Here is a 20,380-nt window from a genome sequence, read left to right as displayed (position 1 = left end):
CCTCCTCAGCCGCGGGGGCGGCGCTTGGCGCGCCACGTCTTGACGAGCTGGTGCGTGCCGTAGCCCACCGCGATCAGGACGGCAAGATTGAGCGCCCACCAGGCGTACAGGAGCGGGCTTCGCTCGGTTTTCTCGGCTTGGGCCGCAGCCGCGGCGAGCAGGGTGGGTGCGGAAGTGAGATCAACCATGGGCCCAGCCTGCGGAACACGCGCTGCCTGCCGCAGCGACCGAAGGTATGGTCCCCTGCTCATCGAGTCGTACTTTCGGCTGGTTCGGGGCCTGGCCGAATCGCCTAGCGTGGGCCGAGTGAGTACATCGACGCGGTACGCCCGGGGGCCGGAGGCACTGGTCACTGCGGCACTGGGAACGTTGTTCGCCGCAGTGCTGGTCGTCATGGCCGCCCAGTACGCGGGGCAGGGCCGGGTCTGGGGCTTCGACGCGGCGGTCGGCACCGTTGTCTGCCTGATCGCGCTCGGCCGCAGGCGCCACCCGGGCAGGGCGGCAGCCCTGGGACTGGTCGTGGCAGGCACCGCAGCGGTGATCGCCCGGCTTGCCCACTTGCCCGGTGAGCCCGGAGCTGCCGCCGTGCTGGGACTGCTCGTTCTCGGCGGCTGCGCCGTGCGCGCGCTCGCCTGGCGGCGGGCGGCCGTCGTCGCGGTGGCCGGGCTGGCCCTGATGGCGGTCGGCCTGCTGACCGTCGAAGCGCCGAGCACCCCGTTCCGGGTCGGAATCGAGGTCTGGATCCTCGCGCTCGGCGCGGGAGTCGGCCTGCGCTTCCTGGACCACCGCCGACGGGCCGCCGCCGAGGCGGTTCGTCAGGAGGAACGGCTCGCCCTGGCCCGAGAGTTGCATGACGTGGTGGCCCATCACGTCACCGGCATCGTGGTCCAGGCCCAGGCCGCCCGGATCGTGGCCAGGCGGCGGCCCGAGAGCCTGGACACCACCCTCGCGGGCATCGAGCAGGCCGGCGGCGAAGCCCTCACCGCGATGCGCCGCGTGGTTGGCATCCTGCGCGACGTCGACGACGCCGCCCCTACGTCTCCTCCGACGCCCGGACCGGACCAACTGCGCGAACTGGTCCGCCAATTCGAGGAGCACGGCCCCACGGTCGGCCTCCGCCTGCCCGCCGACCCGACACCCTGGCCGCCCGAGGTCGCCACCACCGTCCACCGGATCGTCCAGGAAGCCCTGACCAACATCGCCCGTCACGCCACGCACGCCAGCACCGCCGACATCGACATCGACCACGGCCCGGACACCGTCACCATCACCGTCACCAACGACGCCCCACCCAGCCACACTTCACGAAAGCACCACGGCGGTTACGGCCTGATCGGCATGCGCGAGCGGATCGAGGCGCTCGGCGGCCATCTGTCCGCCGGACCCGGCCGGGACACCGGGTGGTCGGTCCACGCCACCCTGCCCATCCCGGAAAGGGAGGCTCGTTGAGCATCCGCATCCTGCTCGCCGACGACCAGGCGATGATCCGCGGCGGCCTGCGACTCATCCTGGAGGACCAGGAGGACATCACCGTGGTCGGCGAGGCCGCCGACGGCGCACAGGCGGTCGAACTCGCCCGCCGAATGCGCCCCGACGTGTGCCTGGTCGACATTCGTATGCCGGGACTGGACGGCTGCGACGTCACCCGCGCTCTGGCCGGCCCCGGAGTCGCCGCCCCGCTCCGGGTGGTCATCGTCACCACCTTCGACCTGGACGAGTACGTCGACGGGGCACTGCGCGCCGGGGCGGTCGGCTTCATCCTCAAGGGCGCCGCACCCGCGCTGCTCATCGAGGCCGTCCGGGCGGCACATGCCGGGGACGCCCTGATCTCCCCGTCCGTCACCCTGCGCCTGTTGCGCAATCTCGCCCCGGCCCGTACAGCACCCGCCGCCCGGCCCGCCCAACCGCTCTCGGCACGCGAGACGGAGGTGATCCGCGCCATTGGGAGGGGCCGCACCAACCAGGAGATCGCCGCCGCCCTCTTCATCACCCTCAGCACCGTCAAGAGCCACCTGGCGACCATCCAGAACAAACTCGGCGTCCGCAACCGCGTCGAGATTGCCGCCTGGGCCTGGGAGAGCCGACTCATGGACTCCGCCGAACCATGCGACTGAGCACCTGCCGGATCCACAGTGTGGCGGGGCGAACGTCCTGATTGGCGAAGACAGGCGCGTCCGGAATGGCGACGCGCCTTGAGGAGCAAGATGAGGCTTCCGGCCGGACGCCCTCCCGAACAGCCGGCCTTCGACGGCGCCTCCTGCCCGAAAGCCGAGGCTCTCGGGCACGGTACCCCTGGTGACGCGCGAGCGACGCGGAGCGGCAAGCGCGAGGTGCGCCGCCCGTTCATCGGCCAAGCGGGCGCAGAAAGGTGAGCACGGACTCCTTCTCCTCGATCAACGGCTGGAGCGCCGCGTTGAACGGCGGGCCGTAGGGTGCCGCCAAGTGGGTCTGGAAGGCGGCTTCGTGCGCGTACACCTCGAAGATCCAGTACGCCCTGGGGCTGGATTCCTTGGTGTACACCTCGAACGCCAGGTTCCCGGGTTCTTCACGGACACGAGCGGCGTACTCCCTGACCAGTTCGGCGACGTGTTCCTCGCTTCCGGGGCGCACGGTGAATTCGGCCAGCAGTGTTTTCCTCATGTCCTGTCTCCTGTCTCTCGCCGGTGATACCGGTACGGGGGGAAGGGCGCGGAGGCGGGCTTCCGGGGGCCGGTACCCCGCCTCCGCGCCGTCAACGGACCTGCACAGGCGGTCAGTCGCGGTGCGACCGCACCTGCTTGACCTTGGCCCTGTCCAGGCGTACGGAGCCGCCCTCGGCGAAGATCCGGACGCCGTCGCTGTCCGGGCTGGGGAAGATCTGGTCCGTGATCACGGCCTCGCCTTCGCCGCCGAACACCTCGACCGAGGACCAGTCGACCAGGATGCGGAGCTCGATCTTGCCGTTCCGGGGAGTCAGCGGTGCGCGCTGGACGCCGGGGAAGTCGCCGTGGAAGTCGACCGCACCCGAACGCGTTCGGTCGACGTACAGCTCCCCGGTCTCCTCGTCGTAGCCGATGACGGTCTCCTGGCCTTCGCCCGTGCGGACCTTGAACCCGAAACGCTCGGCGTCACCGAGGGTGAACGTGGCCCGGATGTCGAGCGCCTTGCCGTCTGCCTGGCCCGCTGCCAGCGGCACGGAGCCGTCCGCGATCCTGATGTCGCGCACGCTGACCGAGAGGCCGTGAAGCGACTCCACGGTGGATACGGGTTGCTGCGTGAGCCGGAGGCGGCCGCTCACGGTGCGCAGGGCCATCTCGCGCGGAATGCTCTGCGCGCTGCGCCAGGGGGAGGTCGGGATGTTGTTGCCGTACTGCCAGTTGTTCATCCAGCCGATCATGTGCCGCTTGCCGTCCGGGCTGTCCTCCCAGGAGACGGCGGCATAGTAGTCCTTGCCGTAGTCGACCCAGTCGGCCCGCTGGACGCTTGAGACGGCCGGCTGGTCGGCGGCGACGAAGTGGTCGGCCAGGATATGGCCCCAGCCGGCCTTGTTCATGTCGACGATCTGGAGGGTGGCCTGCTTGCCCTGGTGGGCGCGCAGGTCGAAGGAGGTCCAGTCCAGGCTGCCGCTGTCCGCGCCGGTCCTGCTCTGGACGATCTTGCCGTCGATGAGGAGATTGACCGCCGTCTCGGTCGAGCGGGGGCGCGCCGGGGTGTCGGACAGCATGACCTGGTCGAGCAGGATGTGGCCCCAGCCACCGGTGTTCTCGTCAACGACCTCGATGTGCGCGGTCCGGCCGGCGAGGTCGCCGAGGTCCCAGGAGACCCAGGTGAGCGACTCCGAGTCGGTGCCGGTGGCGCTGCGCACCGTCCTGCCGTCGACGACGAGCCGGACGGCGGTGGGCGCGTCGGAGCCCGAGGGGTGATTGCCGCCGCCGATGAGGAAGTTGAGGTGCTTCGCGGTGACGGTGAACTCGGGCGAGGTGAGGGTGCCCGTGGTCGCGTCGCCGCCCAGGAACGTGTTCACGAGGCCGCCGCCCTCGTGTCCGGACACCTCGTGCTGCCCGGGCAGGGTGCCGGGTGCGGGGCCGTCGCCGAAGGCGGTGCCCGTGGCCGTCCAGGAGTCGTACGTGTCCTGCTCGAAGTCGGCGAGGGTCTCTCCCGCGGGGGCGGGGGAGTCGCCCATCACGGAGCTGGGGACGTGCGGGTGACGGCCGCCGGCCACCTTGAAGTTGAGGTACGGGCTGTCGACGGTGAAGGGCGGTGAGGTGAGGATGCCGGTCTCGGCGTCGCCGTTGTGGAAGCTGTCGACGAGTCCCTTGCCCTCGAAGCCGCTCGTGCCCGACGTCCCGGGCGCGGGCGCGGGGACCGGTCCGTCCCCGAAGGCGGTGCCGGTCGTCTGCCAGGTGCCGTAGCCGGCTCCCTCGAAGTCCTGCACCACCACTCCGGGCGGAGGCGTGTAGGAGCCGTCGTCGTCGGGCCTGAACCGCTTGCCGTCGAAGTCGCCCACGAAGTACTGGGCGGCCGAGCCACCGGCGATGCCACCGGGGTTGATGTTGACGACGAGCACCCACTTGACGCGCTCGGGGTCGCCGTCGACGGGCAGCGGGAACAGGTCCGGGCACTCCCAGACGCCGCCCACCGCGTTCTGCGGGCCGAAGTCGCTCAGATGCGTCCAGCTCTTGAGGTCCTTGGAGAAGTAGAACCGGACCTTGCGCTCGGTGGACAGTGACACCGTCATCAGCCAGCTCTTCGTGGGTGCGTACCACTGGACCTTGGGGTCGCGGAACTCCTTCGACTCGATGTCGAGCACCGGGTTCCCGGCGTACTTGGTCCAGGTGCGGCCGCGGTCGGTGCTGTACGCCAGGGACTGAGCCTGCTTGCCGCCGTCCTTGTAGTGGCTGGTGTAGACGGCCACCATGGCGGGGCTCTCCGTGGTCCCGAACCCCGTGGTGTTGTCATGGTCGACGACGGCGCTGCCCGAGAAGACCATCTCCTCGTCGTCGTGCGGGATGGCGAGGGGGAGTTCCCGCCAGTGCACCAGGTCCGTGCTGACGGCGTGACCCCAGGACATGTTGCCCCAGGTGTTTCCGCTCGGGTTGTACTGGTAGAAGAGGTGGTACTCGCCCTGGAACCAGACCAGTCCGTTGGGGTCGTTCATCCAGTTCTTCGCGGGGCTGAAATGGAACTGCGGGCGGTACGTCTCCGTGTACGGCCGGCTGTCCTCCGCCGCCGCCTGCGGGGCGACGGCGGTGACGGTGAGCGCGCAGGTCGCGGCCGCGGCGGCGACGAGGCGCAGCGGGACACGACGGCGTGCGGGGACTCGGCTCATTGTTTCTCCTGCACTGGGGGCGGCGGCGTCGTGTCCGCGTCCGCTGCGGGCGTACGACGTCGGGGGATTCGCAGTGCCGGGCGGTGGGGGCGACCCGGGAAGCGGGATGTCATCGATGACATGTGACAGCGATGACATCCGCTGGGGAGTGATGATGAGCGGGCTCCGGGCGGCGCGTCAATGGCCTGGGCCGAGTTCGTTCGGACCGCCGGTTCAGCCGGTGGCGCGTCCGATCGCGGGTGCCGGCAGCCGCAGTTGGCCGGCCCATGGCGGGTTCGGCCCGGCGACGCCGCAGGTCAGCGCGGCCACCTGGGAGGCGAAGACGCAGGCGTCGAAGACGTCGTCGACCCGAAGGTCCGTCAGGCGCCCACCGAGTAGCCCCTTGGTGCCGAGGTGGTGCAGGAGCCCTGCGGTGAAGGAGTCGCCGGCGCCGACGGTGTCGATCACGGCGGTCGGGGGCGCCGGTACGGAGGTCCGCTCGCCGTTCAGCGAGGCGACCGCGCCGCGCTCCCCGCGGGTGATCACGACGAGCGGGACGCCCGCCGCGTGCCAGGTGTCGCAGGCTCGCTCGATCGTGTACTCGGGCAGCAGCAGTTCCAGGTCGTCCTCGCTCAGCCGGAGGATGTCCGTGAGCGCGCACCAGCGCGGCAGGCGTTCGCGGTAGACCTCCGGCGCCACGAGCAGCGGGCGGACGTTCGGATCGATGGAGATCGTGGCCGTGGCGGAGGCGCGGGTGAGGAACTCCTCGACGACCGTGGCGCCGGGCTCGCGCACCAGGGCCAGGGAGCCCGAGTGCAGGCAGGCCGTGGAGGCGAGGTCCGTCGTGGCGAGTTCGTCCGCCGTCCACTGCCAGTCCGCGGTGCCCTGGGCGTGGAAGGAGTACGAGGCCCGGCCCTGGGTGTCGAGTTCGGCGACGGCCAGCGTGCTGGGCTCGGCCGCGCGTACGGCGGCCGTGAGGTCGACACCCGAAGCTTCCAGGTGATCGCGGAACAGGCGGCCGAAGACGTCGTCGGACAGTCGCGCCAGGAAGCGGGCGGGCGTGCCGAGCCGGGCGAGCGCCACAGCCGTGTTCGCCGGACCGCCGCCCGGCAGGACCCGCAGGGCGAGTTCGCCCGGCGTGGGTGCGGGGACGGTGAAGGCGTCCGCGACGCATTCTCCGAGGACGGTGACCAGAGGCAGGCGCATGGCTCATTCTCTCCAGGTGGGCAGCGTGAAAGGCTGCGTTGGCAAAGGGTCTTGAGGAAGCTCACGGAGAGCGGCGCTCTCGATGTGAGGCGGTGCGGGCGGGCGGCGTTGCCGAGTTGTGACGGCGTGAAGGCATTGACGTTTCCGGGTGATGGAGTTCATCATCCTCCGCAAGCGGTGTCAACGATGACATAGGTCAACGCTGACACCGCCTCCAGTGCGTTCGACAGCAGCAGTCCTCATGCGCCGCAGCACTCGATCCGCGCGGCCGTTCCGCCCTCGTCCAGCAGGAGATCAGTCATGCTTCGCAGAAACCGCATCGCCCGTGCCTCCCTCGGATTCACCGCTCTCGCCGCCGTCTCGGCGCTGACTCTGACGGCCTGCGGCTCCGGTGCGCAGGGAGGATCCGGCGGTGGCGGAACCAAGGTCGGGCTGATCACCAAGACCGACACGAACCCGTTCTTCGTGAAGATGAAGGAGGGCGCCGAGCAGGCAGCGAAGGACAACGACGTCGAACTCGTCAGCGCGGCCGGGAAGTTCGACGGCGACAACGCGGGCCAGGTCACCGCCATTGAGAACATGGTCAACTCCGGTGTGAAGGGCATCCTCATCACGCCCAACGACTCCAAGGCGATCGTCCCCACCCTCGAGAAGGCACGCGCCAAGGGCGTCCTGGTCATCGCGCTCGACAGCCCGACCGATCCGCAGGACGCCACCGACGCCCTCTTCGCCACCGACAACGTCAAGGCGGGCGAGCTCATCGGCCGGTACGCCAAGGCCGCCATGGCCGGCAAGGAGGCGAAGATCGCCACCCTCGACCTCGCGCCCGGCGTCGCGGTGGGTGTGCAGCGCCACCAGGGCTTCCTCAAGGGCTTCGGCGTCGCGGAGGGCGCCCCGTCGGTCGTGTGCATGCAGGACACCGGCGGCGACCAGGCCAAGGGGCAGACAGCGATGGAGAACTGCCTCCAGAAGTCCCCCGACATCAACGTCGTCTACACGATCAACGAACCGGCCGCGCTGGGCGCCTACACCGCGCTCAAGGCGAAGGGCCTGGAGAAGAAGGTGCTGGTCGTGTCCGTCGACGGCGGCTGCACCGGCACGAAGGCCGTCAAGGAAGGCAAGATCGCGGCGACCTCGCAGCAGTACCCGCTCCAGATGGCGTCCCAGGGCGTCAAGGCGGTTGCCGACTTCGCCAAGAGCGGCAAGAAGGCCTCCGGCTACACCGACACCGGCGTCACCCTCATCACCGACGCGGCCGAGCCGGGAGTCGACGCCAAGGACACCGCGTACGGCCTGGAGAAGTGCTGGGGCTGAGCCCCGGGCATCAGGGCGCGCCGCGGAAGTCCTCTCCTGACCGGTCGCTCCCGCGGCCGAACGATCGGGCCCCGACCTCCCGGCCCCTGAGGTCGGGCCCGCCCGCGCGCCGAGGGGGATCACCCTCGCGCCACTCTCCGGCGACCGCCTCCCGCGGCGAACAGCCCTCCGGCATGTACTCCCTGACGAACCTCGCTCCGCCGACCACCGACCACCGGCAAGGACCACCATGACTGCCACACCCCTGCCTTACGACCAGCTGAAAGGACCGACCACGGTCCGCCGGCTGCTCGCCACACCGACCACGGGCCCACTCGCCGCCCTATTGCTGGCCTGCGTCTTCTTCTCCCTGACGACCGAGCAGTTCCTCTCCGGCGGCAACTTCTCGCTGATCGTCCAGCAGGTCATGGTCGTGGGTACGCTGGCCATCGGTCAGACCTTGATCATCCTGACCGCCGGCATCGACCTCTCCTGTGGCGCCGTCATGGCGTTCGGCAGCATCGTCATCGCCAAGACGGCTGCCGAGGGCGGCCTCCCACCGCTCGCCGCGATCACTCTCGGCCTGCTCGTCAGTGCGGCCTTCGGCCTGGTCAACGGCCTGCTGGTGCAGCTGATCCCGCTCCCGCCGTTCATCGTCACCCTCGGCATGCTGAACGTGGCGTTCGCGCTGACCCACATCTACTCGGCCGAGCAGACGGTCACCGACCTCCCCGCGCCGCTGACCGCCCTCGGCGAGACCTTCCCCCTGGGCAACACCGACATCACCTACGGCTCGCTGGTGACGATCGCCCTGTTCCTGCTCTTCGCCTACGCCCTCAGCGGCACGTCCTGGGGCAGGCACGTGTACGCGCTCGGCAACAGCCCCGAGGCCGCCCGCCTCAACGGCATCCGCACCTCCCGGCTGACGATCGGCCTCTACACCCTGGCCGGAGTCGTCTACGGAATCGCCGCACTGCTCCTGATCTCCCGCACCGGCGTGGGCGACCCGCAGGCCGGGCAGACCGACAACCTGGACAGCATCACCGCCGTCGTCCTCGGCGGCACCAGCCTCTTCGGCGGGCGCGGCTCCGTCCTCGGCACCTTCATCGGCGTCCTCATCGTCGGTGTCTTCCGCAACGGCCTCCAGCTGATGGGCGTCGCCTCCATCTACCAGACCCTGATCACCGGCGTCCTGGTGATCCTGGCCGTGACCGTCGACCAGATCTCCCGGAGGAAGGCACGATGAGCACTGCCGATGTCACACCCGTGCTCCAGGCCCGCGGCCTGGTCAAGCGGTACGGCCACGTCACCGCCATCGACGGCGCCGACTTCGACCTGCTGCCCGGCGAGGTCCTCGCCGTCATCGGCGACAACGGCGCCGGCAAGACGAGCCTGATCAAGGCCCTCACCGGCGCGATCACCCCCGACGAGGGCGAGATCCGGCTGAACGGCGAACCCATCAGGTTCACAGGGCCGCAGAGCGCCCGGCAGCACGGCATCGAGACCGTCTACCAGGACCTGGCCGTCGCCGCCTCCATGGACATCGCCTCCAACATGTTCCTCGGCCGCGAACTGCGCCGGCCGGGCTTCCTCGGCAGCGCGCTGCGCATGCTCGACAAGAAGCGCATGCGCCAGGAGGCGGCGGCCCACATGGCCGACCTCAAGATCGGACTGAGGTCGCTGACCCAGTCGGTGGAGACCCTCTCCGGCGGCCAGCGACAGGCCGTGGCCGTCGCGCGGTCCGTCGCCTGGGCCAAGAGCGTCGTCGTGATGGACGAGCCCACTGCCGCGCTGGGCGTCAAGGAGTCGGGGCAGGTCCTCGACCTGATCCGCCGCGTCCGTGACAAGGGCATGCCCGTGGTCCTTATCAGCCACAACATGCCGCACGTCTTCGAGATCGCCGACCGCATCCACATCCACCGGCTCGGCCGTCGCGAGGCGCTGATCAAGCCGTCCGACCATTCCATGGCGGAGGTCGTCGCCATCATGACGGGGGCGCTCAGGGTGAACGATGATGGAGGTACCGTCGTTGCCGACGCGGATGCCGCCGAGGCGGCAGGCGTGTCCGCCCACTGAGTCGCCGCAGGGGCAACGCCGCGCAGACCACAGGGTCGCCGCACAGCCAGGACAGCGGGCCCGGCCCGGGCAGGGGCCGGGCCCGACGAACGCACAGGAACGGTGGTACATGGCTGCGAATCGCCGCCCCACACTGGCCGATGTCGCCAGGGAAGTGGGCGTCAGTGCCAAGACAGTGTCCCGGGTGCTCAACGAGGACGGGCCGAGTTCCCCCCAAACCCGCGAGCGCGTGCTCGCCGCGGTCGAAAAGCTCGGCTTCCAGCCGAACCTGATGGCCCGCAACATCCGGGTCGGTGGCCCCGACACCACTGTCGGCCTGGTCGTGCCCGACCTCGGCAACCCCTTCTTCGGAACCGTCGCCGGCGGCATAGAGGACCTCGTGCGCAGCCGGGGGCTCACCCTGCTCATGGGCTCGTCGGACGAAGACCCGGACCGGGAACGGGCGTTGATCCAGACCTTCCTGGCCCGGCGCGTCAGCGTGCTGATGGTCGTCCCCGCGTTCGGAGCCGACCACAGCCACCTCAGGGCACCGCGCGCGGCGGGTCTGCCGGTGGTGTTCCTCGACCGGCCGGGAGCCGGACTGTCCGCCGACTGCGTCGTCAGCTCCAACCGGGCCGGCGTCCACGAGGGCGTCTCCCACCTCATCGCCCGCGGCCACCGCCGGATCGGCTTCATCGGAGACCTTCCCGCCCAGCTCTACACCCGGCGCGAGCGTCTCGCCGGCTACCGCTCGGCGCTCGCCGAGGCCGGCCTGCCCTACGACGGGACCCTGGTGACCGGCGCGCACAGCCAGGACGCGGCTGCCGCCGAGACCACCGCCCTCCTCGACCTGCCGCATCCCCCCACTGCCCTGTTCGCGGCGAACAACATCATGGCTCTCGGGGTCATCGCCCAGCTCACCCGTGCGGGGCGCAAGGACATCGCGCTGGTCACCTTCGACGACCTTCCGCTCGCCGACGTCCTCGAACCGGCCCTGACCGTCGTGGCGCAGGACCCGGCGGCCATCGGCGAAGCGGCGGCCAGGACCGCCCTCGCCCGCCTGGAGGGTGACCGCACCCGCGCCCGGACCATCATGGTCCCCACCCGTCTGGTGGTCCGCGGCTCCAGCGAACAACTTCCGCACCCCGCCGAGCCGGCACCGGCCACGAACTCCTGCGTTCCTTCAAGGTCGGGTCCGAAGTGAGCCTGAACCGGCACTGCGCCTAAGGGCATTTCAGGAGTGGGCTGCCGCCGTCCCCGAAGGCGAGGTGTACGAGGTAGGGAGGTGTGCTCTCCAAGATGAGCACCCCGACGTCAGAGCCGGTGGGGTATGGATCCTTGCTTTCGGGTGTCCAGAGGTCCCCCAAGCCAGGGCAGCGCTTCGTGAACGCGTAGAGATCGATCCGGAGGTAGATGTGCGCATAGCTGCCTCGGAGGCCCTCCTTGCTGCAGAAATCCTGGCACCTACCGAGACCCAGGCGTAGACAGCTGGCAGGTTGCCTGGCCAACCGGAAGGCCCTGGAGGAAGCCACGCTCAACAGCGTGTCCACCGACAAGGCCATCACGCGGCTGTGCCGGACGCAGAGGGGCCCCGGTGGAGGCCGGGGGCCCCTCCATATGTCAGCTACTCCAGGACTCCAGGAGCCAGCTCGTTGCGCCTCCGGCTCGGACCGAGGCCGGGAACTCAACAACCTCCGTAGTCATTCCCACTCCGCGTACCCGTCGCCGGGTCCTGGGAGCGGGAGGCGTAGTGGAAGGCGGTGAGAACCAGAGCCTTGTCCCGGTCGCCGGTGAGGGTGTCAGGGCAGGCGCGGGCGATGGCGTACAAGCCGTCGATGTCGCCGCCGACCGCCTGCCCGCGGCCGCGCCGCTCCCCGGCCTGGAGGAGCTGGACCGCCAGGCCCTCCAGCGCAGCGCGGGCCTCGGCCTGATCGTCGCCGGACACCATGACTCCCCACTCGCGCAGCCCGACAACGGCGGCCGCGAGGTGGGTGGAGGCCGACGACGGGGCGTAGCCCTTCCCGTTCTGCTGGCCCTCGCGCAGCATCCACGCCACGAACGCCACCAGCCCACCCCGGCTGCCCTCCGCCTCGGGCAGGCCGGCGGCGGCGCAGAACCTCGCCCACACCCGCCAGGACTTGCTGTAGGTGTCGGTGGTGTTGTCGGGGGGTGATCTCGGCGGCGACCGCGTCGGCCAGGTCCTCGGCCTCGGCAAGACGGCGGGCGGCGTCGACACCATGCCGCTCAGCCCACCGTTCCGCCACTCTGTCCGCCGGGTCCGCGGCCGACCACGGACTTCTCACTGGCGACGTCACGCTGCACCCGCGCGGCCTGCTCGTCGACGTGCTCACCGGCAAGACCAAGCACTCCGTGCGCACCGCGAAGTTCCCGTACGCCGACGACCCTGAGATCTGCCCGGTCCCCGCGTACGGCGCCTACCGCACCCGCCTGGTCGCCGAGCAAGGGCAGCAGTGGGCCGCCCTGTCGACGCCGGCGTTCGTCGGCATCGACCGCTGGGGCCACATCACCGGCGGCATGGTCCCTGGCTCCGTCACCCGCGCAGTCAAGCGCATCTCGACCCGGGCTGGAGTTCCGATCGCCTGGACCGGCCACTCCCTGCGCAGCCCCTGGCCTCCATCGCCCGTCGCGCGGGCCGCGACGGCATCGCCATCGCCGACCAGGGCGGCTGGGCCCGCCACTCCCGCTCGATGCTCGGCTACATGCAGCGCGGCGACGGCCGGGACGACAACGCCGCATGCGGCCTCACCTGGTCGCTCTCCGCACAGCCCCAACAGGTCCGACCGAGCTGACGTGTGTCTGAGTGGTGGGTGATGACATCGGGCTGGCGCCGAACGCTGGAGTCCCGTGACTCCTTCCAGCTCCCCGACCTGCCCGGGGACCTGCGTCCGTTGCGTGAGCCGGACGCCACCGACGAGGAATGACGCCCGGCGCCGGTCCCGGGCTCTCGTCTTTGACCCCAGCCGCAAAGTATCGGTCGAGCCCGTTGTCAGTCGATGGCCTGGTAGAGCGTGGTCCAGAAGTCGTTCATGGCACGCGGCGAATCCGGGGTGGACAGTCCGACCTGGGTGAGCAGGACTCCGGTGAGCTGGTTGGTCCTGTCTGCGTAGGCGGTGGTGCCGGTACCGCCGAACCAGCCGAACTGGCCGATGGGCGCGTAGTCGCCGCGATAGGTGCGCACCGCCATCCCGAAGCCCCAGCCGCCGTTCGACCCCTGGCCGGACGACAGGTGGGCGACGTTGCTGAACATGGCCTCCCGGGCGGCTAGTTGCTCGGCCGAGAGACGGTTGGTGGTCATCAGCTCGACGGCGGCCGGGGACAGGATCCGTTCACTCCCGTGCATCCCGTGGTTCAGCAGCATCTGGAAGTAGGCGTGGTAGTCGTCTGCGGTGGAGACCAGCCCGCCGCCGGCGCCCTGGAACGCGGGAGGCACGCTGGACCGTCCCCCTGCCGCCTCGTCCCACACGAGGAACTCGCCGGTCTGCGGGTCGGGCCCGTACAGGGGCGGCAGTCGGTCGATCTTGTCGGCGGGCACGTGGAAGGCGGTGTCCTTCATCCCCAGCGGATCGAGGATGCGTGTCCGCAGGAACGTCTCCAACGACTGTCCCGTGACCCTGGAGACGAGCACACCGACCACCTCGTTGCTGAGGTCGTACTGCCACCGCACTCCGGGCTGGTACTGCAGCGGCAGTTCGCCGAGGCGGCGCATCCACTCGTCCGGCTCCGGGGCCGGCCCGGATGCCACGCTGTAGTCGAGACGCTCGAAGGTCGCGGCCCTGATCGGGGAAGCCATCGACTCGAAGTCCACCCCGAGCCCGAACGTGGAGGTCAGCAGGTCCCGTACGGTGATCGGCCGGTGTGCCGGCACGGTGTCGTCCAGGGGTCCGTCGGGCCGCTTCAGCACCTGCCGGTCGGCGAGTTCGGGCAGCCACTGGTCCACGGGGTCGTCCAGCCGCAGCCGACACTCGTCGAGCAGGATCATCGCCGCCGCCATCGTGACCGGCTTGGACGTGGACGCCATCCGGAAGATCGTGTCCCGGCGCATTGGCGCGCCACCGTCATGACGCATCGTCCCGATCGCTTCGACGTGCGTCCGGCCGCCGCGGCTGACGAGGGCGACAAGGCCGGGAATCTTCTTGGACTTGACGTGCTGTGCCAGCACCTCGCGCAGCCGGCGCAGCCCTGCGTCGGAGAAGCCGCTGTTGCTTGTTCCCATGATGAATCTCCTGTTCACAGAGTTGGTTCTCACGGCGGCCCTGGTGGCTGCCTGGCCCTTCGAGCGGCCATGTACAGAGCCTGCAGCCTTGACCCAAGGTCAAGGTCAACTCCCTGTACCGATCAAGGGGTGACCGGCACCGATCGCAGGCGTCCCGGTCCCTCTTGGCAGCAGGGGGTGGGCTGGAACTGGTGCGCGCTATCCTCACCCCGGTGATCATCCGGACTTCCCGACCGTCACCGACGCGGTGCGCGAGACCGCAGCCGCCCACGAGCTGGAGGTGCGCCGAGCCATGACAGACGGGCTCACGATCGGTCAGGCGGCGGCGTTCGTCGGTGTCACGATCAAAACCGTGCGGCACTATCACCGGCTCGGCCTGGTTGCCGAGCCGGAACGCGACGGCTCCGGCTACCGCCGTTACCGATCGGACGAGCTGTACCGGCTGGTCCAGGTCCGGACCCTGGCCGCGGCAGGCGTGCCGCTGGCCGAGATCGGTGACCTGCTCGACGCCGATCCCACGACGTTCGCCGCCACCCTGGACGACGTCCACCACCAGCTCACCGAACGGATCGAAGACCTGATCGCGCGCCGCGACAGGCTGCACCGTCTCGACCATGGTGACCGCGCCCTGCTGCCCGACCGGGCCTGCGCGGTCTTGGAGCGGCTCGCCGAACTCGGCTTCGCTCCCGACTACGTGGCCGGTCAACGGGAGGCCCTGGTGCTGGCCCGGGCACTGGTCCCGGAGATCTTCGACAGCTTCCTGACCCGGCTTGAACATTCGCTTGACGATCCCGAGTCCGTCGAGCTGACCAAGCGCGGTTGGGATGCGAGGGCCTGGGATCCGGACGACCCGCGGATCGAGGAGCTGGCGTCCACGCTGGCCGACAAACTGCTGACCCAACGGGCGCTGCTGGCGATGCCGACCGGGTTTCACAACCAGTCCGATGCCGCCTCCCGGTATGCAATGGTCAACCACCACCGGGAAGACCAGTCACCGTCCATCGCCCGGTTGAACACGCTGGTCGAGGCGAACCTGCGCGCGGCCGGCATCGCCGTTCCGCGTCAGTGAAAGTCACCCAGCAGACCCGGCGCTGCGGCAAGACGCCTGCCTCATCTCGCCGCGTCCGACCGGGAGCTGCCCGGCGGACGGCCACGCGTACAACCATTGACCTGCACGGCCGTCACAGATGCCGTCGTATGGCATTCCCCGTACCGGTCCTCCGCCTCAGCCCGGCGCGAGCAGGCTGGTGACTTCGGCGATCGCCTCCGGGGAAGGGTGGAAGTACTTCCGTATGTTCTCCGCCTGCTTGTGCCGGGACTTCGCCATCAGCATGAGCAGACTTGCCCCGCCCTCACCAATGGGTCAGACCGGAGTGCCGCCACTCATGCAGATCCCAGCCGGTGGCCGGCTCACCGCCGAGGGCAGTGTGCTGGTCCAGCAGCAGAAGCGTGAGCGCAGCGAACGGTTCGTGCGGTGGTCCTGGCGTGTGGAGGTGGCGGTGGCCGTCGTCTTGATCGTGGCCGTGTTCATCCTGGGGAACACGACGTGGTGGCTGGTGCTCCTCGTGCCTCATCTGCTGGCTACCGTGATCGGTTGCACGACTAAGGTCACCGCCGCCCGACATGCCGCTCAGGAGTCCTGCTGCTTCTCGCGCTTCTCCTGCAGGGCGGCCGCAGCGATGGCGCGGCGGACGACCTGGGGGCGTTCCTGGTGAGGGACCTTCGAGCCGACGACCGGGCCTTTCGGCGTACGGACGGTGCACCGGGTGCCGTGGCCTGCGCCGCAGCGGGGGCAGGTGACCTTGATCCAGCCGGCTTCCTTCGCGGCCCGGATGTTCGGGTTCTTGTAGGGCGAGTGGCCGGTGCTGCCGCGGGCGGGTGGCAGGGTGGAGGCGGGGTCGGGCTTCGACGGCCGTTTCGGCTTCTCCTTGGCGCAGGCTCCTGTCAGGTGGACCGGCTTGCCCCGCTCGAACCGTGTGGTGCCCTTCCTGGGCGTCCCGTTGATGCCCTGTCTGTAGCGGGCGCAGATCAGCGGCCGGCGCTTCCTCGACTGCCGGGTGGGCTTCTTCGTGGCCGTCGGCTATACGCGAGGCGATTCGAACTCGGGGGAGGACGTCGTCCCACCCTCACCATAGGCCTCGATCGCGCGGCTGCGGACGCGACAAGGGCGTGCCGCCAGCAGACGGCCGGGAGTTTCGGGCGGGACACGAGGCGTCCTGCAAACCCTCACGGTAGACGGCCCGAGAATCGAAGCGGAAACGCCACACGAGCGAAGGCCCCGGCCGTATCGACCGGGGCCCACTATGTGGTGTCCTGCCAGCAGTGACCCGAGGTGCGCCCGCCCACCGGGCGCTCGCCTCAACCGACGTCACGGCCGCGCCGTTCATGGTGGTAGTGCATGCGAAGCGGCCGGTCTTCATCTCGAGGGGTCAGGCCATGTCGCCACGAGCGCCTGCTGATCTGGGAATGGTGGACCGGGGATCATGTCCCGTGGTTTCACTGTTGAGCCAACAGACTTGCTCGGGGCCGCCGTCTCCGGTGTCGAACAGGCTGCACACTCCGCCGCCGGCGGCTGCGAGGTCGGTGAACGCCTTCCTGATGTTGCTCGACCGCGCGAACATGCGACTCAGGCCAGACGTCGCCGCCCCGCACTCCACCGACGCGTATCCAGCGTGCAGAAAAGACTCGAAGCGGACGGTCGCGTAGACGTACCCGATCTTGACGCGGCCGCCCCTCCCAGGATCAGGGCCGTCCGATTCCGCGTACTCGCGCAATGCGTCATCGAGATCGAACATGAGGGACATGTCGAGGTCGAGCGTGCCGCTCGCGGAACAGGCGACCGGCTCGCTCGTGAAGTGAGACGTGAACGGGAGGACAAGCCGGTCACCGCCGGGAGGACTACGTCGAGCGGTGCTATGCGAGAGTCCGGTGACGCTGGCTCGGCCAGATTGGCCAGCGCCTTGGCGATGTTTCGGGGACGTGTATAGATGTCGTAGCTGTAGATCAGCCCCATGGTTCCCCCTCCGCCCGTTCGATCCTCACCTTCCCATGCCACCTTGGGCGCCTGCGGGTTCACAGAGGCGCGCCTGGACCTCGGACGCCCCCACCGGATCCGAAGTGCCTATCCGGACCTCGCATCCGCTTTCTCGCGACAGGAGCCGGCTGACCCGGCCGCCCACCATGGACGCTGGACGCCGTGGCAGACGCGGCGGCGGACCAGCGGCGCCGCCCCCACGAGCCGAGACGGGACGCCTCCGGCCAACGCGGGCTGCGGGAAAGAGGCTTGAAGGAATATGTAGATCGGTCTACTGTTCTCTCATGGGGTTGAAGGGTACGGAGACGCGGGTCCGAATGCTCGATGCGACACAGGAGTTGGTCGAGGCCGGGGGATACCACGGTGCCGGACTCAACCAGGTGATCGCGGCCAGTGGCGCGCCCCGCGGCTCGTTGTACTTCCACTTTCCCGGGGGCAAGGACCAACTGGTCGGCGAGTCCGTCCGGCGGGCCGGGCGCATGATCGGTGACGCCCTGGAGGATCTGGCCGACTCCAGCGTGTCGGTGGCGGAGTTCGCCGACGCGGTGCTGCGGCATCTGGGCGACCGGCTGGAGGAGTCCGGATGGCGCAAGGGGTGCCCCGTGGCCACCGTCGCGTTGGAGACCGCCGCCACCAACGACCCGCTGCAGGAAGTGTGCTCGGAGGTGTACACCTCATGGGAGGCGGCCCTGCGTGGACGGCTGGCGGGCCGTCCCGACGCCGATGACCTCGCTGTCGTGATCCTCGCCCTCGTGGAGGGGGCACTCCTGCTGTCCCGGACGCACCGTAGTAAGGAGCCGCTGGATCGGGTCGCCCGCCAGATCGGCGTCCTGCTCAGCTGACATGGCCCGCCGGAAACCGGCGGGCTTTTCAGTGGCTCAAGAATATGTAGACCGATCTATTAAGGAGTGTTCATGGACGCGATCGTCTTCGGCGCAACCGGCTTCATCGGCCGCTCCCTCGTCGCCGAGCTGCTCACGCGGGGGCAGAAGGTGGCAGCAGCCGTACGGAACGACACGCTCACCCCCTGGCTGATCTCCCAGGGCGTTGACATCAGCGGGCTCGACATCGTCGCCGCCGACATCACCCGACCGCTGACGGAGCTGCCCGAGGTCCGAGACGTCTACAACGCCGCCGGTCGCTTCGCCTTCGGACTCGGTGAGCGGGAGGCGCGGGCGACCAACGTCACCGGGGCGCTCAACGTGGTGGAATGGGCTGCCGGCCTGCCCAGGCTGCGACGGCTGGTGCACATCAGCGGATACCGGGTCAGCGCGGCCGAAGCCCACCCCGACTACGCCCGGCTGGGCGCCTACGAGGCGTCGAAGATCGAGGGCGACCTCGCGGTGCGCGCCCGGGCGGATGCCTTGGCGGTTCCGCTGACCATCGCCAATCCCAGCACCGTGATCGGCCCGGGCCAGTACGTCGGCCTGGCCGCCCTCGTCGAGGATCTGTGGAAGGGACGGCTCCCCGCGCTGCCCGGTGGCCCCGACACCTTCCTGCCGATCACCACGATCGACTACCTCGTACGGTTCCTGGCGGAGATCCCCGCATCGCCCGCGGGCGAGCACTACTGGGTGCTCGACGACGCGACCCCTCTCCTGCCCGAGCTGATCGCCACGATCGCCGACCACATGGGCGTACGAGCACCTCGCCGGTCCATTCCCGCCGGCCTCCTGCGGCGTCTCCCGCGAAAAGTGACCGGCGCCGACCCCGAGACGCTGTCGTTCCTGTCGGCCGACCGCTACCCGACGGCCTCCGCCCGTACCTTCGCCGCAGGCGCCGGCCTGGAGATGCCCCCGGCCGCCGATGCTCTGCGCGCCTGGGCCGACGACCTGGTGGCCGCCCGCTTCGGGGCCGCATCGCCCTGGCTGAGCCCGCACGGCTTCAGCACCGTGGCCGGCAGCGCGACCTGGGTCGCCGGAGAGCGGCACCACCCCGAACACGTCCTGCTGCACGGACTGCCGATGAACGCCGACCTCTGGGCACCCCTCGCCGCCCACCTCCCCGGCCCTGTTCTCGCCCCCGACCTGCCGGGCCTGGGACGCTCGGCCGCCACGGCCCAGCCGGTCGACGCGTGGCTGGCCGATCTGCTGACCCCGGTGCAGACCCGCCCGACCTTGGTCGCCCATTCCCTGGCCTGCGGACCCGCGCTCCGCTTCGCCGTCGACCACCCGGACCGCATCAGCCGCCTCATCCTCGTCTCGCCGTCGTTCCTCCAGGCGCCCGCGCCCCGGCCGGCTCGCTCGCGCCTGGCCGCGCCGATGCTGCGCCGTATGCCCGCCGCTCGGCTGGCGCGGGCACTCGGCATCCCCGAAGGGCCGGAAGTACAGAGCGCAGCAGCGGACTTGCGACGTCCCGGAGCTGCCCGCCGAGTGGTCGCGGCCGTGAGCACGGACATCGCCGAGCGCCACAGGTCACGAGCCCTGCTGGACCGCGTGAGCATCCCGGTCCAGATCGTCGTGGGCTCGGCCGACCCGCTGACCGTGGCCGTCGACCGCCCGGTGGCCGAGGTCACCGCGGCCGGTCACTACCCCCAGCTGACTCACCCTTCCCAAGTGGCCCACTACCTCGGCACTCTCTCCGCTTCGACCGGAGGATGACCACGACCTCAGTACGGGGGCGCGGTATCAAGAAGCTGCCCCCGAAGGCGGGCTCTCGCGAATCGTCCTTCCTCGGCCGGCAGAGCATCCTGACCGACAGCGGGCGGCGGCGCACAACCCCAGCGCCCACGGCGCCAACGGAAGTGCCTGAGCTGGTCCTTGCCGCTGTTCAGCACATGGTGGATGTGTGAGGCCAGTCTGCGGCCGCTGAGCTGGATTCGGCGTTCGCGCTGTGGCGGGCCGGTTCGGCCGGGTGGATCTGTGTGGCGGATGCGGGCGGGCGCGTTGGGCTCGGCATCGAGATCGCTTTGCGCCGGGGGAGTTCTGGACCGGACCCGACCTGATGTCCTTCGGCGTCGAGGAGCCGGGCGGTTGGTTGACCGTGCTTGACGTGCTCGACCTGCGTGACGTGCTTGACGTGCTTGACGTCCGCCATCCGTCGACAGAGGTGGCCGATGCTCATCGGCGTGTACGCCGAGGCCGACCCGGTCACCTCGACTGCGCGCCGCGGCCGGGTCGGTTACCGATGGGCCCGGATCGACAGTCTTCCCCTGCAGGTCTGTTGACGGGACACCTACAACACTTCATGATCACCCCCACCCCACCCCACCCCACCCCACCCCACGCCTCGCAGTTGCGACCTGGGCCCCATCCCAGTCCGGACCGTGCAT

The 20,380-nt window shown here is 69.9% G+C and carries 18 protein-coding genes and 1 pseudogene; 11 read left to right on the top strand and 8 right to left on the bottom strand.

Annotation, left to right across the window (positions count from 1 at the left end; all coding sequences use genetic code 11):
* Nucleotides 1-5 precede the first annotated feature (5 nt).
* On the bottom strand, nt 6-188 hold the full coding sequence (locus OG462_RS03405) for a hypothetical protein (RefSeq protein WP_406054285.1): 183 nt from the start codon (nt 186-188) through the stop codon (nt 6-8).
* Nucleotides 189-306: 118 nt separating this feature from the next.
* Between OG462_RS03405 and OG462_RS03400 the strand changes: the two genes are divergently transcribed.
* Nucleotides 307-1,449: a histidine kinase gene (locus tag OG462_RS03400; protein WP_406054284.1), complete on the top strand. Its 1,143-nt coding sequence runs from the start codon at nt 307-309 to the stop codon at nt 1,447-1,449.
* Nucleotides 1,446-2,114 (top strand): response regulator, encoded by a 669-nt coding sequence (locus OG462_RS03395; RefSeq protein WP_406054282.1) that lies wholly within the window; start codon nt 1,446-1,448, stop codon nt 2,112-2,114. The genes OG462_RS03400 and OG462_RS03395 overlap by 4 nt, the downstream gene beginning before the upstream one ends.
* A gap of 229 nt (nt 2,115-2,343) precedes the next feature.
* On the opposite strand, the gene OG462_RS03390 is transcribed toward OG462_RS03395, so the two are convergent.
* The 3 genes from OG462_RS03390 to OG462_RS03380 all read right to left on the bottom strand — a co-directional run bounded on the left by OG462_RS03390 (nt 2,344) and on the right by OG462_RS03380 (nt 6,493).
* On the bottom strand, nt 2,344-2,640 hold the full coding sequence (locus OG462_RS03390; protein ID WP_406054280.1) for a putative quinol monooxygenase: 297 nt from the start codon (nt 2,638-2,640) through the stop codon (nt 2,344-2,346).
* Nucleotides 2,641-2,752: 112 nt separating this feature from the next.
* Nucleotides 2,753-5,308: a GH32 C-terminal domain-containing protein gene (locus OG462_RS03385; RefSeq protein ID WP_406054278.1), complete on the bottom strand. Its 2,556-nt coding sequence runs from the start codon at nt 5,306-5,308 to the stop codon at nt 2,753-2,755.
* A gap of 213 nt (nt 5,309-5,521) precedes the next feature.
* Entirely contained in the window at nt 5,522-6,493 is a 972-nt protein-coding gene (locus OG462_RS03380) for a carbohydrate kinase (RefSeq protein WP_406054276.1), read from the bottom strand.
* Between the two features lie 300 nt (nt 6,494-6,793).
* Between OG462_RS03380 and OG462_RS03375 the strand changes: the two genes are divergently transcribed.
* From OG462_RS03375 to OG462_RS03360, 4 genes are all read left to right on the top strand, one after another.
* Nucleotides 6,794-7,807: a sugar ABC transporter substrate-binding protein gene (locus OG462_RS03375; RefSeq protein ID WP_406054274.1), complete on the top strand. Its 1,014-nt coding sequence runs from the start codon at nt 6,794-6,796 to the stop codon at nt 7,805-7,807.
* 229 nt (nt 7,808-8,036) lie between these two features.
* Nucleotides 8,037-9,032 carry an ABC transporter permease gene (locus OG462_RS03370; protein ID WP_406054272.1) on the top strand — a complete coding sequence of 332 codons (996 nt, stop codon included), beginning with the start codon at nt 8,037-8,039 and terminating at the stop codon, nt 9,030-9,032.
* On the top strand, nt 9,029-9,862 hold the full coding sequence (locus OG462_RS03365) for an ATP-binding cassette domain-containing protein (RefSeq protein WP_406054270.1): 834 nt from the start codon (nt 9,029-9,031) through the stop codon (nt 9,860-9,862). The genes OG462_RS03370 and OG462_RS03365 overlap by 4 nt, the downstream gene beginning before the upstream one ends.
* A gap of 109 nt (nt 9,863-9,971) precedes the next feature.
* Nucleotides 9,972-11,045 carry a LacI family DNA-binding transcriptional regulator gene (locus OG462_RS03360; RefSeq protein WP_406054268.1) on the top strand — a complete coding sequence of 358 codons (1,074 nt, stop codon included), beginning with the start codon at nt 9,972-9,974 and terminating at the stop codon, nt 11,043-11,045.
* Between the two features lie 480 nt (nt 11,046-11,525).
* Here the strand turns inward: OG462_RS03360 and OG462_RS03355 are convergent, their stop codons facing one another.
* On the bottom strand, nt 11,526-12,080 hold the full coding sequence (locus OG462_RS03355) for a hypothetical protein (RefSeq protein WP_406054266.1): 555 nt from the start codon (nt 12,078-12,080) through the stop codon (nt 11,526-11,528).
* A 574-nt stretch (nt 12,081-12,654) separates the two neighbouring features.
* Here OG462_RS03355 and OG462_RS03350 point away from each other — a divergent pair.
* The gene (locus OG462_RS03350; RefSeq protein ID WP_406054264.1) at nt 12,655-12,783 is read left to right on the top strand and encodes a hypothetical protein; all 129 of its coding nucleotides are present in this window, start codon (nt 12,655-12,657) and stop codon (nt 12,781-12,783) included.
* A gap of 65 nt (nt 12,784-12,848) precedes the next feature.
* Here the strand turns inward: OG462_RS03350 and OG462_RS03345 are convergent, their stop codons facing one another.
* Nucleotides 12,849-14,075 (bottom strand): serine hydrolase domain-containing protein, encoded by a 1,227-nt coding sequence (locus OG462_RS03345; protein WP_406054262.1) that lies wholly within the window; start codon nt 14,073-14,075, stop codon nt 12,849-12,851.
* A gap of 247 nt (nt 14,076-14,322) precedes the next feature.
* Here OG462_RS03345 and OG462_RS03340 point away from each other — a divergent pair, with 247 nt between their 5' ends.
* Nucleotides 14,323-15,144 (top strand): MerR family transcriptional regulator, encoded by an 822-nt coding sequence (locus tag OG462_RS03340; protein WP_406054260.1) that lies wholly within the window; start codon nt 14,323-14,325, stop codon nt 15,142-15,144.
* 156 nt (nt 15,145-15,300) lie between these two features.
* Here the strand turns inward: OG462_RS03340 and OG462_RS03335 are convergent.
* A pseudogene (locus tag OG462_RS03335) lies at nt 15,301-15,517 on the bottom strand (hypothetical protein); the annotation flags it as partial.
* Between OG462_RS03335 and OG462_RS03330 the strand changes: the two are divergent.
* Nucleotides 15,461-15,790: a hypothetical protein gene (locus OG462_RS03330; protein WP_406066923.1), complete on the top strand. Its 330-nt coding sequence runs from the start codon at nt 15,461-15,463 to the stop codon at nt 15,788-15,790. The pseudogene OG462_RS03335 and the gene OG462_RS03330 sit on opposite strands and share 57 nt — an antisense overlap.
* Before the next feature lie 714 nt (nt 15,791-16,504).
* Here OG462_RS03330 and OG462_RS03325 read toward each other — a convergent pair.
* On the bottom strand, nt 16,505-16,879 hold the full coding sequence (locus tag OG462_RS03325) for a hypothetical protein (RefSeq protein WP_406054258.1): 375 nt from the start codon (nt 16,877-16,879) through the stop codon (nt 16,505-16,507).
* A gap of 547 nt (nt 16,880-17,426) precedes the next feature.
* Between OG462_RS03325 and OG462_RS03320 the strand changes: the two genes are divergently transcribed.
* Both OG462_RS03320 and OG462_RS03315 read left to right on the top strand, forming a co-directional pair.
* On the top strand, nt 17,427-17,951 hold the full coding sequence (locus tag OG462_RS03320; RefSeq protein ID WP_406054256.1) for a TetR/AcrR family transcriptional regulator: 525 nt from the start codon (nt 17,427-17,429) through the stop codon (nt 17,949-17,951).
* A 72-nt stretch (nt 17,952-18,023) separates the two neighbouring features.
* The gene (locus tag OG462_RS03315) at nt 18,024-19,709 is read left to right on the top strand and encodes an alpha/beta fold hydrolase (RefSeq protein WP_406054254.1); all 1,686 of its coding nucleotides are present in this window, start codon (nt 18,024-18,026) and stop codon (nt 19,707-19,709) included.
* Nucleotides 19,710-20,380 lie beyond the last annotated feature (671 nt).

It is taken from the genome of Streptomyces sp. NBC_01077, from assembly GCF_045162855.1.
Taxonomy (GTDB): Bacteria; Actinomycetota; Actinomycetes; order Streptomycetales; family Streptomycetaceae; genus Streptomyces.
Note: the sequence above shows the minus strand (reverse complement) of the source record. Positions and strands in the feature narration are given on the sequence as shown.

Excerpts from the sequence above, each read along its gene's own strand:
- OG462_RS03375 (WP_406054274.1), top strand. The coding sequence starts at position 6,794 with ATGCTTCGCAGAAACCGCATCGCCCGTGCCTCCCTCGGATTCACCGCT.
- OG462_RS03315 (WP_406054254.1), top strand. The coding sequence starts at position 18,024 with ATGGACGCGATCGTCTTCGGCGCAACCGGCTTCATCGGCCGCTCCCTC.
- OG462_RS03365 (WP_406054270.1), top strand. The coding sequence starts at position 9,029 with ATGAGCACTGCCGATGTCACACCCGTGCTCCAGGCCCGCGGCCTGGTC.
- OG462_RS03320 (WP_406054256.1), top strand. The coding sequence starts at position 17,427 with ATGCTCGATGCGACACAGGAGTTGGTCGAGGCCGGGGGATACCACGGT.
- OG462_RS03325 (WP_406054258.1), bottom strand. The coding sequence starts at position 16,879 with ATGTCCCTCATGTTCGATCTCGATGACGCATTGCGCGAGTACGCGGAA.
- OG462_RS03360 (WP_406054268.1), top strand. The coding sequence starts at position 9,972 with ATGGCTGCGAATCGCCGCCCCACACTGGCCGATGTCGCCAGGGAAGTG.
- OG462_RS03370 (WP_406054272.1), top strand. The coding sequence starts at position 8,037 with ATGACTGCCACACCCCTGCCTTACGACCAGCTGAAAGGACCGACCACG.
- OG462_RS03355 (WP_406054266.1), bottom strand. The coding sequence starts at position 12,080 with ATGGTGTCGACGCCGCCCGCCGTCTTGCCGAGGCCGAGGACCTGGCCG.
- OG462_RS03405 (WP_406054285.1), bottom strand. The coding sequence starts at position 188 with ATGGTTGATCTCACTTCCGCACCCACCCTGCTCGCCGCGGCTGCGGCC.
- OG462_RS03345 (WP_406054262.1), bottom strand. The coding sequence starts at position 14,075 with ATGGGAACAAGCAACAGCGGCTTCTCCGACGCAGGGCTGCGCCGGCTG.
- OG462_RS03330 (WP_406066923.1), top strand. The coding sequence starts at position 15,461 with ATGCAGATCCCAGCCGGTGGCCGGCTCACCGCCGAGGGCAGTGTGCTG.
- OG462_RS03390 (WP_406054280.1), bottom strand. The coding sequence starts at position 2,640 with ATGAGGAAAACACTGCTGGCCGAATTCACCGTGCGCCCCGGAAGCGAG.
- OG462_RS03385 (WP_406054278.1), bottom strand. The coding sequence starts at position 5,308 with ATGAGCCGAGTCCCCGCACGCCGTCGTGTCCCGCTGCGCCTCGTCGCC.
- OG462_RS03380 (WP_406054276.1), bottom strand. The coding sequence starts at position 6,493 with ATGCGCCTGCCTCTGGTCACCGTCCTCGGAGAATGCGTCGCGGACGCC.